Source organism: Pseudomonas sp. 3MA1, assembly GCF_029237275.1.
Taxonomy (GTDB): domain Bacteria; phylum Pseudomonadota; class Gammaproteobacteria; order Pseudomonadales; family Pseudomonadaceae; genus Aquipseudomonas; species Aquipseudomonas fluorescens_AP.
In genome coordinates, this window is sequence record NZ_JAACFX010000010.1 from 182,361 (window position 1) to 192,822 (window position 10,462).

Annotated in this window: 1 protein-coding gene; it reads right to left on the reverse strand. The window is 67.3% G+C overall.

Going from position 1 to position 10,462, the window contains the following annotated elements:
• Nucleotides 1-32 precede the first annotated feature (32 nt).
• A complete protein-coding gene (locus tag GWQ44_RS24685; protein ID WP_275928459.1) occupies nucleotides 33-10,457 on the reverse strand; it encodes a LysM peptidoglycan-binding domain-containing protein in 10,425 nt (3,474 codons plus the stop codon).
• Nucleotides 10,458-10,462 lie beyond the last annotated feature (5 nt).

Sequence of the window (10,462 nt, forward strand, 5' to 3'; positions counted from 1 at the left end):
ATCTTCATCAACAGTGCGCGGTAGTGCTGGCCTCATGCACCTCCTTGTTCCGGTGGAACCTTGCTTGCGGATACCCAGAGGGTGTCGATGCTCAGCAGCGGTGGCTGGTTGTCCGCGGCCACCGCGCCGCGCGCCAGTTGCGCCGGATCGTCGGCGCTGAAGGCCCGCAGGGTCAGGTCGACCCGGGCGTTGCCCTGGAGCGTGACCTGTTCGGCCAGCCGCCAGCGGTCGATGGCCTGGCTGAAGGCGCTGGTGAAGGCCGGCGGGCTGTTCAGCGAGGTCGCCACCGGCAACAGCAGCGCCGCCGGCAGCACGGTGCGCGCGACCACGCCGGGCGCTGCGACCTCGTAGCTGTAGCGGCCCTCCATGCCGACCTGCACCGTGGTGCCATTGCTGCCGGCGCCCAGGGCGGCGAAAAACACCTCCAGGTAGTCGTCCAGGCTGGCGTTCGGCACCTTCAGGTTGTCCAGGGAGAAGCTGCCTTGGCTGATGTGCGGGCTGATGCTGTCGACAAAGCGCACCACCGGCGTCGAGAAGCGGAACAACGGGTTGGTCTGCAGGGTGCCGATGTCCGCCGCGGGGAACAGGATGCGGTTGCGCTCCACCGACAGCGAGGCCCAGGCGTTCTGGTGGTCGAACAGGTTGAGGGCCGGCAGGCTGGTGCGGCGCTCGTCGATCAGCAGGGCGTCCGCGTAGTCGAGCCAGACGGCCGGCTGGCTGCCCTTGAGCCGGTAGCGGTAGGCGATCAGCCCCGGGTTGCTCGGATCGACCACGCTCACCGCGTCGTACTCTTGCGCGGCGATCTGCACCAGCGGTGCTGGCAGGCTGACCTTGCCGAACTCGGGCAGGGTGGCGCTGATCTGCCCGCTGGCCGGATCGTAGCTGGCCGCCACCTGATTGATGCTGACGTCCAGCAGCAGGGTTTCGGCCCGCTCCTGGCCATCCACCGTGACCGGGGCCAGTACCTGGCTGAAGCTGCAGGTCAGGGCCTGGGGCGCGACAAACGCCGCGTTGCTGCGCAACAGCGGCCGGGCCCAGGCGTCATAGGCCTCGGTAACCTGCTGGACGATGTAGACGAAGGCCTCCACCGCCTGTTGCGCAGCGGCAATCTGCACCGCGGTAGGCTCGCCGAAGTTGATCGCGCTGAGGTTGTCCTGCATCGCCACTTCAATGCTCGGGTACACGCTGACGAACTGCGCCAGGGCGGTGACCAGGCTCTTGTCGACACTGCGCAACGCAGCATCGACGGTCGGCGTGTTGAGGGCGATGGCCACGTTCAGGCTGTCCTGGGCCGTGCCGCGCACCAGTGAGTCGAAGGCGTAGGTCCATTTGCTCAGGTCCGAGACTTGCTGCGGCACCGGGGCCCAGGCCGTCGCGGTCTGTCCCTGGATGGTCGGCGGCTCGGGCAGGGCCCGCAGCAGCACCGGCAGGTTCAGGGTCTGGCCGTCGGCCAGGGGCACCCGCAAGGGGCCGGAGATCAGCGAGATCCAGTTCGACTGGGTGTAGCCGCTGATGCCCGGCACGTTGCGCACGTCGTGCTCCAGGTGGCTGATCTGCAGCTCCAGGTCCAGCGGCACGTAGCTTCTTGCCGCCTCGTTGCGCGAATTGAAGACAAACGCCAGGGCGCTTTCTCCGGGGCTGTCGGGCAGGCCGATGCGACCGCTGCCAAAGGCATAGTTGTCGTTGCCGGCCACTGGCGCTTCGCTGTTGCCCGCCACTTTGGCGGCGCTCGCCACCGTTGGCTGGCCGTACAACGACAGGGGCTCGCCGGTGGCGCTGCCTTGCACCGAGAAACCGACGATGGCAGTGGTGCTGTAGGCCGAATACAACTGGTTGAGCAGGGTCTGGCGCAGCTTCTCGCCCGCCGCGGCCCGTGCCGGTCCATCCTGCGGGCCCGCCGAGAGCACCGGCTTGATGGTCGATGCAATAGCGTCGGCCAGGGTCTGCTTGGCGCTGAGGATTTTCCCCAGGTTGCCGTCCTTGAGCGGGTCCTTGCTGCCCAGCAGGGTGTCGAGCAGGAACACCGAGGGCGCGTAGGTCGGCGCGAGGAAGCCGTCGATGGCCTTGAGGGCGGTTTCGAACCACAGGTTCTGATCGACCCCGGTGAGGGTCAGGGTCACTGGATCGCCACTCGGGAATGGCTGGTCCGGCTGGTAGTTGGGGTAGATCTGCACGCTGTCCGAGGTCAGGCTGCGGGCGATCGGCTGGGCGGCGAAGTAGCCCGGGGCCGGATCGATGCGGTAACGGATGCCATCGGCGCCGTCGCTCAAGGCGAAGCGCGCGGCCCACAGGGTCTGGCTGCGGCCGTCCGGGGTGCTGCCCGGGTCCGCGGTGCCGCTGCCGACCCGGGTCATCCAGGCCCCGGCCCGCTGGAACAACGCCTCGAAGGCCCGGGCGAACTGGCTGTAGCCGCTGGTGCTGGCGCTCAGCGCGTCGGGGACCGGCAGCAGGGTGCTGGTCACCGCCACGCCACCTTCCAGGCCGGCCACATCCGGCTCCACCAGCGCCGCCACCCGGCGCAGGCCGAGGGTCAGGCTCAGGGGCAGGATCGAGCCCGGAGCCAGGGCGTCGATGTCCACCGCCAGCTTCAGTTGCACTGTGGCCGGCGCGGTGGGGCGGGCACCCTGGACCACTTGGGCGAGGTACAGGATCACCTCGTTGACGTAGTCCAGCAGCGGCTGCGCCTGGCTGTCGTCGAGCCGGCTCAGGGGCTGGGCGAACAGGCTGTTGACCAGCTCCACGCTGACCGCGCGGCCCTGGCACCAGGGCAACTGCAGATCCTTGTAGGACTGGTTCAGCTGGTAGTAGATCAGGCTGAACATCTCCAGGTCCTTGCCGGCCTGGACCTTGACGTCGCCACCGCCGGCCGGGTCATAGCTGGAGGTGTCGAGGCTCAGGCTGATCACCAGTTGCGCGCCACCGGCGACGGCTTCGTAGGTATAGAAGCTGCGGGTATTGGGCCAGGCCGACAGGGCGATCAGCCGGTCGCAGTAACGCAGCGGCAGCGGCGGGTGATTGAGGCTGCCCGGATAACCGGGCGTGGGGGCCTGGAAGGGGGTGACGGTGATGTTGCCGAAGATGTCCAGCCAGGTCAGGTTGACCTGGGCGAAGCTGCCCACGCCACGGTAGGGGTTGTCCGCGGCGCTCGGCAGCCCGGGCCGGGCTGGCACTGGCGCGGCGTTGCTGGTGGCGCGCCGGGCCAGGCCGAGGGTCTGCTGGTAGCTGTACTGGCTGTCCTCGGCCAGGGCATCGAGGGCCCGGGCGCGGCTTTGCGGATCGCGCATGGCCTGGCGGTGGGCCTGGGCCTCGGGCGAGTCGACGCCACTGTCCGGCCGCTGCGGGCCGAAGGGCAGGGCCAGCTCGCTGGCGCTGAACCAGGGCGAACCGTCGAGCCCGGCGGACAGCACCGAGTACAGGTTGTACAGGTAGGCGCTGGCGTAGCCGTCCGGGTCCAGGCTCGGCGAATCCACCGGCGGTGGGTTGTTGCGCAGCACACTGAAAGCCGCGTTGCCCTGGTTGAACACCGCTTGCAGATCGAAGGTCTGGGTGTCGATGCTCAGGCTGCTGCCGACGCTGAACAGCCCGGGGACCTGCGCGGCGCCCACCGCCAGGGCATCCAGGTCGAGGCCGTAGTAGCTGGCCAGAGACTGCAGGCTGTTGCCCGGCGCCAGGCTGGCGTCGACGACATAGGTCAGGGCCGGGATGAACAGCGCCACGCCGCCGGCGGCGCTGACCCCGGGGTTGAGGTTGGCGATCTGCGTGGCGCTGATCGGCTGCAGCGCGCCCACCGAGTAATAGCGCGCCAGGTTGTCGAGAATGCTCGCGCTCTGGCTGTTGCCGGCGCTGGCCTCGGCCGGGGTCACCAGGTGAATGATGCCGTCCACCGGCACCTGCACAGCCTTGCTCAGCGTTACCCCGGCATTGAGCTCGGCGATGCGTCCAGTGCCGATGCCGTAGAAGGCCGCGAGGCTGTCCAGGCTGTCGCCGGCGCTGGTCGGCTGGCTGCTGTCGGCGGTGCTGGCCGAACCCAGGGTCATGTGGCTGCCTTGCTGGATCACCGTGTCGGTGCTGACGAAGGCGTTGACGAAGTTGCACAGGCGGCCGTCGAGCGCGTCGCGGGGGTAGGTCACCACCAGGGTCAGGGTAGCCGTGCCGCTGTCGTCGAAGATGCTGTCGGGCAGGCCGCTGGCGGCGATCGCATCGTAGTAGCTCAGGTAGTAGCCGCCGGAGCGCACGGTGGACAGTTCCCAGAGCAGCTTGACCACTTCCTCGGGCGGATTGAGGATGCCCCGCGGCCCGGCTTCCTCGGCCAGGCGCGCGGCCATCAGGGCCGGCGGCGGGTTGGTTTCGGTGGACAGGTTGGTCTGGGTGAGGAAGGCCAGGAAGTTGCTGGCGGCCTGGCTCAGCAGGTTGCTGGCCTTGGCGTTGCCCTGGGGCATCAGCAGGAACTGGCCGCTGATGACCGCGCTGCCCAGCTCGCTGACCGCGATCAGCAGGCGCTCCAGCAATTGCGCATCGGTGGCCGACGGGCCGAGCAGTTCATAGGTGTAGGCCAGGTTGCTGCCGCTGCCGGCGATGGCCCCGGGTTCGGCCTGGGGCAGGCGCTTGATGGTGAAATCGACCCGGGTCGCGTAGCTGTAGGCCGGGATTTCGCGGCGGGTGGTTTCCAGGGTCGCCGGGTCGGTGGACACCTCGCACGGGGTGAACGCCGGCAGGTAGGGGATTTGCTGCGTCAGCTGCGGCAACTGCCGGGCGAGGTTGCCGGCCCGCTGGTTGATCAGCTGGATCAGGCCGTCGGGCAGGGACCAGAGCATGGGCTGCACGCTGGCGCCGCCCTCGCTGCTGGCCCGCTGCCCCGGCTGGCAGAGGTTGCGCAATTGCTGCAGGTCGGCGGTCGACCACAGGGACACGCTTTTCACCGCGTAGTCTTTCGGGCTGCGGGCCACGGTGGGCAGCAGCTCGATGCGCGGCGCTGGCTGGAACTTGCCTTGCCGGGCGTAGGCCAGTACCCCGCTGAGGTTGCTGTAGGCCTGATTCAGGTTCATCGAGCCGCTGCTGGCCCCGGCGATCCGCACGAACGACAGATCGACTCCGTGGCTGGTGGCAGCCCGGCTCAGGCTGATGGGCACATCGCTGCCGGGCAAGAGGTCGGCCGGGATCGGGAATTGCTGCCCGGTCAGCTGGTACAGGCCATAGGCGTTCTGCTGGGCGGGGTAGAGAAACGCCGGGCTCAGGCTCAGGCCGCCCATGCCCGCCGGGTTCGCCGGCAGGCGCAGGCCGTAGGCCAGAAAGCGCGAGAGCATGCCTGCCAGTTGCGACAGCTGGTCGGTGGTCACCAGCAGATTCCACAGGTCCTCGGTGTACAGGCTGTTGAGCGAGGTCAGGGTGATCTGCGCCTTGGCGAACAGGGGCGCCACCCTGAAGTTGGCCGATGCCGGGTCGCTGAACAGGGCCATGGCGCTGACGCCGAAGCGCGCGCCGGCGCTGTTGAGGCTGTCGCCGGCGGTGCGGTACGCCAGGTTCGGCAGCAGCAGCGGCTGGCCGGCCAGCAGCAGCCCGGGCATGGCGTAGAGCGCACTGTCCTGGGCCAGTTGCGCCAGCGTGACGCCCAGGGTCCGGGCCAGGCTGTTGAAGGTTTCCCCGGGGCCGGTGGTGCACTGGTGGATGTCGTTGCCCACCGGCAGGCTGATCACCTGATTGGCGGCGATCACCAACGAGTTGCCATTGGCCAGGATCAGCCCCGAGGCGCTGGTGCTCCAGCGTGCCGGCACGCTGCCGTCGGACCAGGCCGCGGCGACCTTGGCCAGGGTGTCGCCGCTCTGCAGGGTGTAGGCCGGCAGCGGGATATCCAGGCTCAGGCCGTCGCTCAGGGCGACTTCGGCGTTGGGCCGGACGATGTCGTCCAGGGTCAGGTTGTTGCCGCGCAGGTCGTTGGTCCAGCCCAGGATCGCGCTGACGGAATTGCCATTGGCCGTGGCATAGGCGTAGTCGTCGAAGGCGTTCAGCGCGACCTGCAACAGTTGCCGGCCGATGACCATGAAGGCATCGGTGAAGATCACCGCGGCCATGGATTCGCTGTCGTCCGCCGCGGCCCGCAGTGCCGGCGTCGGCGCTTCCTCGCTGGTCACCAGCGCGGCCAGTTCCTTGAACATCTGCGCGACATTGCTGCGGTAGGTGCTGTTGGTGCCCACGTAGTGGGCAAAATCCACGGTCGCGCTGCCGGCATTGGCCAGGGGCACGCCCAGTGACAGACCGTCGAACACCGGAAACAGCACCGAGCCGGCTTGCAGCACCTGCTGGACCTGCGCCTGGTTGCTGGCGTCGGGCAGGGTGATGCTGACCTCGAAGGACGACAGGAAGGTCAGCAGCTCGCTGATGCCGAACGGCGGGTTGGCCAGGTCGGCCAGGCGTTTGATGTCCTCCTCGAGCATGGCCTTGTCCACCAGGATGCCGAGGATGTCGGCCAGGGTGTCGTGCTCGCTGCTGGCCGAGCCCAGGCTGCCCACCAGCCAGGGCAGGTAGTCGGCGCACAGGCGTTCGAAGCTGCTGTTGCCGGCGCTGTCGGCCGCGGCCCGGGTCGGCGAGGGCGCGTCCATGGTCAGCAGGAACACGAAGGCTCCCTGCTGCTCGGCGTAGTCGCTGGCGCCCTCGTTGCACAGCACGGTGAATTGCGGCGTGGCGTAGAGGTTCAGCAGCGGTTTACCGGCGGCGCGCAGCAGCGTCATCGGTTGCGGCGTGGCGGCCCGCCGCGCACTGGCCAGCTGGACATGGCGGGCCTGGCGCGCCAGCAGCAGGCCGGGTTCGGCCCAGGGCGCCGGGCCGCTCTGGATGGCGTTGATCTCGAAGCGCGCCGAGACGTCGGCATGGAAGGAAAAACTGATGCTGAAGCTGAACAGGCCGAGGTCGATCTTGACCTTGACGCTGACCTCCACCGTGGCCCGGGCGGCAATCGGAATCGGCTTGTAGCTCTCGTAGGTCAGGGACAGCGACAGGGTGATGCGCACGTTGACCGCGGCCGAGATGATGGCGAAGTCGATGCTGCCGTAGAGCAGGCCGATGACCCCGACCGTGCCCTGGATCTTGAAGTAGTAGTCGTCCTGCACGCTCTTGCCGGCCGGCACCAGGGCGGTGGACGGGTGATAGGCGTGGAAGGCGGCGATGGTGCCTTCCAGAATGCCGAACACGGTCAGGGCGAAACCGGCCTTGAGCGGCCCCTTGACGAAGTTGTAGCCCAGGCCCAGCTGCAGGCCGAGGCCGAAGACGATCACCGGGTCGAAGGTGCCCTGAGTGGTTTTCGGCACCTGGGTGGCGGTCACCGACGACAGCTTGCCCAGGTAGAAGCCGCCGGCGCCGAGCACCGGCACGCCGTAGACGATCGCGGAAATCGAGAACGAGCGGGTGAAGTCCAGGTTGTAGGGAAAACCGATGTCGATGAAGAAGTCGCCGTTGGTGTAGATCTTCACCCCGATCTCCGGCAGCACGATGGACACCGCGCCGAAGTTGAGGTTGCGGATGCTGTCGGGGAAGGTCCATTCGATCTGGTACACGCCGACGTCGTCGGTGATCTTCTTGTACAGGATGTCCAGCACCAGGTTGCCCAGGGCCTTGGCTTTCTCCCCGGCCAGGGCCAGGCGCAGGCCATAGAGGTTGGGGTCGTTGAACACCAGCATCAGGTCGACGGTCCAGTCCTTGCCGGTCTTGAGCAGCAACAGTTGCCCGGCGATCAGCCAGTCGCTGTTGCGGCTGTAGTAGGGCACGCCCTTGCTGCCGCTGTCGCTGGGGTTCAGCGGGTTGCTGGAACCGGTGGTCGACGGCACGTCCTTCAGGGCGTCGATCACCGCCTTGGTGTTGGTGAAGCTGTCGTAGCCGCTGATGGCCACCCGCTGGCCGAGGACCAGCAGCGGCAGGCTGAAGTAGTCCGTGCCCTGGCCCGGCACCGTCGGCAGCTTGTCCACCGGCTGGCCTTTGCTCGGGTCCAGCAGGTTGCTCCAGTCCTGCTGCTCCTGGGGGTTGTTGCCCTTGAACACCGAGGATCCGTCGATGCCCAGGGTGATCTTGTCCACGCCATTGACCTTTTTGCGCTCGAACACCAGGCCGTCGATGCTCATGAACCCCAGGTCGATCTTGCTCGCCAGGGTGTACTTGGCGCTGATGCTGGGCACGCTGCTGCCGCTGCTGTTTTCCAGGTTGATGATCAGCGACAGGCCATCGAGGGAAATCTGGTTGAGCACGTCCCAGGGCGAGCTCAGGGTGAAATACGGGTCGCTCAGCGATTGCATGAGTTTCTGGATCAGCCGGCCCAGGCTCCAGTTCTTCAGGGTGAAGGTCAGGGCCTTTTTGTCGACCTGATAGATCGCCGTCAGGCCCTCCCAGGACAGGGTCAGCTCGGCGTTGCTGCCCTGGTTGTCGGGGGCGAAGCTGTAGCCCAGCAGCACGCTGTCGTTGAGAAAACTGAAATCCCACAGGGTGGTGGCGCTGCCGCTGTACTGCTGGTTCGCCGACTTGCTGGCGTCGTAGCTCAGGCTCAGGGTGGCCAGGGTGTCGACACTGAAGGCCTGGCCCAGGTTGAAGGTCCAGCGCAGGCTGCCGGCCACCGTGTAGCTGTCGAGCGGGGTGTTGCCGGTGCTCAGGCTGGCGTCCACCTCCAGGGTGTTGACCAGCAACTGGCCGGGCAGGAAATCCGGAAAGGCAAAGGTTCCGCCGAAGCTGAGGAACTGGCTGACCAGCTGCTGCACGTCCACCGGCTGCGCCAGTTGCGCGGCGACTTGCCAGGTGGCCGGGGTCTTGCTGCCGTCGTAGTCGAGGCTGGCATTGGCGAAATACGGGCCGATGCCGACCAGGCCACCGATCCCCGCCTGGTAGGTGGTCACCGCCGGGGCGTTGCTGCCACTGGCGCTGGTGGGCGTGGTGGCCTTGATGTACAGCTGGCCGTCGGTGACCGAGAGAATCGGCTTGCCAGCGACGCTGAACAGGTTCAGGTCGAGCTCGAAACCGGCGTTGAAGGCGTAGCTCTTGGCACCCACATCCAGGCTCAGGCCGACGTCGGACAGCGAGGCGTCGACGAAACTCTTGGGGATGCGGATCAACTGAGCGGTCAGTGTGGCGATCAGGTCATTGAGGTTGGCCGTGCCGTCGAAGCGCGCCAGCAGTTGCAGGTCGGAATTGAACTGGACAAAGAACAGGCCGTTTTCGCCGGCGGTCTTGCCCTTGAACACCTCGGGCAACAACAGGAAGCGGGTCTGGAACAGAAAGCTCTGGGCGTTGCCCTCGGGCAGGAAGTTGATCCCCCACACCAGTTCGAAATCGGTGACGCCGAACACCAGTTGGTTGGTCGGGTCCTGCAGGGGCACCCAGGGATGCTCGACATTGATCACCGTGGGGTCGGCGCCCAGGGTCACGCTGGCGGTGCTCAGGGCCAGTTTCGGCTGGGTGACGCCACTCAGGGCCAGGCTGCGCAGGCCGATTCCGGAGAGAAACTGTTGCAGCACCGGCGGCGTGCCGCTGAAGAAGCTGCCGTTGTTGTCCAGCAGGCCGATGATGGTTGCCGGGGTCAGCAGGGCGCTGCCGTCATCGCTGTGGCCGAGGTAGAAATTGAAGGCGCTGCCGTTGTTGATCTGGGCCAGGGCGCGCAGTTGGTAGTCGACGGGCTGGTTGCTCTGGTCGGCGAGTCTCAGGTTGAGGCCGAAATACAGGCTGACCTGCTGGTCGTAGAAGGCTTCGGCCGGGTCTTCGCCATCCTGCAGTTCTGGCGGGCCAATGATCAGGCCGAACACTGGGGCATCGACGTTCAGGTACAGCAGCTTCAGCCCGTCGCTGACGTTGAGGAACGGCGCCTGCAAGGTGGTGGTGGGCATGAACACCTCGACCCCGTCGACCTTGGCGAAGTCCATGCTGCCAGTAAAGGGCAGGGCCAGGGTCGGGAATCCCAGGTTCTGCACCACCGCGACCGCGGTGCTGAGCTGGGGCGGCGGCGTCAGCTGGGCGGCGAAGCCCTGGCGCGGGCCCTGGCTGGCCTTGAAGGTGAAGACCGCGTTGCTGATTCCGGTCCACTTGAAGGGAATGCCGGTGGCGAAGCTCGACAGGTCGGCCCAAGTCCAGCTGGCCGGGGTGGTGACGATTTCCAGGGTCAGGCTCTGGGCCCCGGCAGCGCCCGTGAGGCCGAAGGTCAGTACCAGCCCCTGCTGGATGTCCTGTTGCAGGAAGCGCGCGCTGACCCCGGTGACCTTGAAGCTCTGGGTGGCGGGGTTCAGCGGCTGCACGCTCTGCGCGGTGAGGTTGACCGTGAGCCCGGCGACCGGCGACTGGAAGGCCGCCTTGAGGTCGTTGTCCAGGGTCGCGGACACGCTGACCGTGGCATCCGCCAGGCCGGCGATCAGGTAGTCGCGGGTGAGGACGATCGGCGCGCCGGCATCGCCGGTCAGGGCCGCGGCGAGGTTGCTCAGGGGGCTGTTGGCCATCTGTC

Excerpts from the sequence above, each read along its gene's own strand:
- GWQ44_RS24685 (WP_275928459.1), bottom strand. The coding sequence starts at position 10,457 with ATGGCCAACAGCCCCCTGAGCAACCTCGCCGCGGCCCTGACCGGCGAT.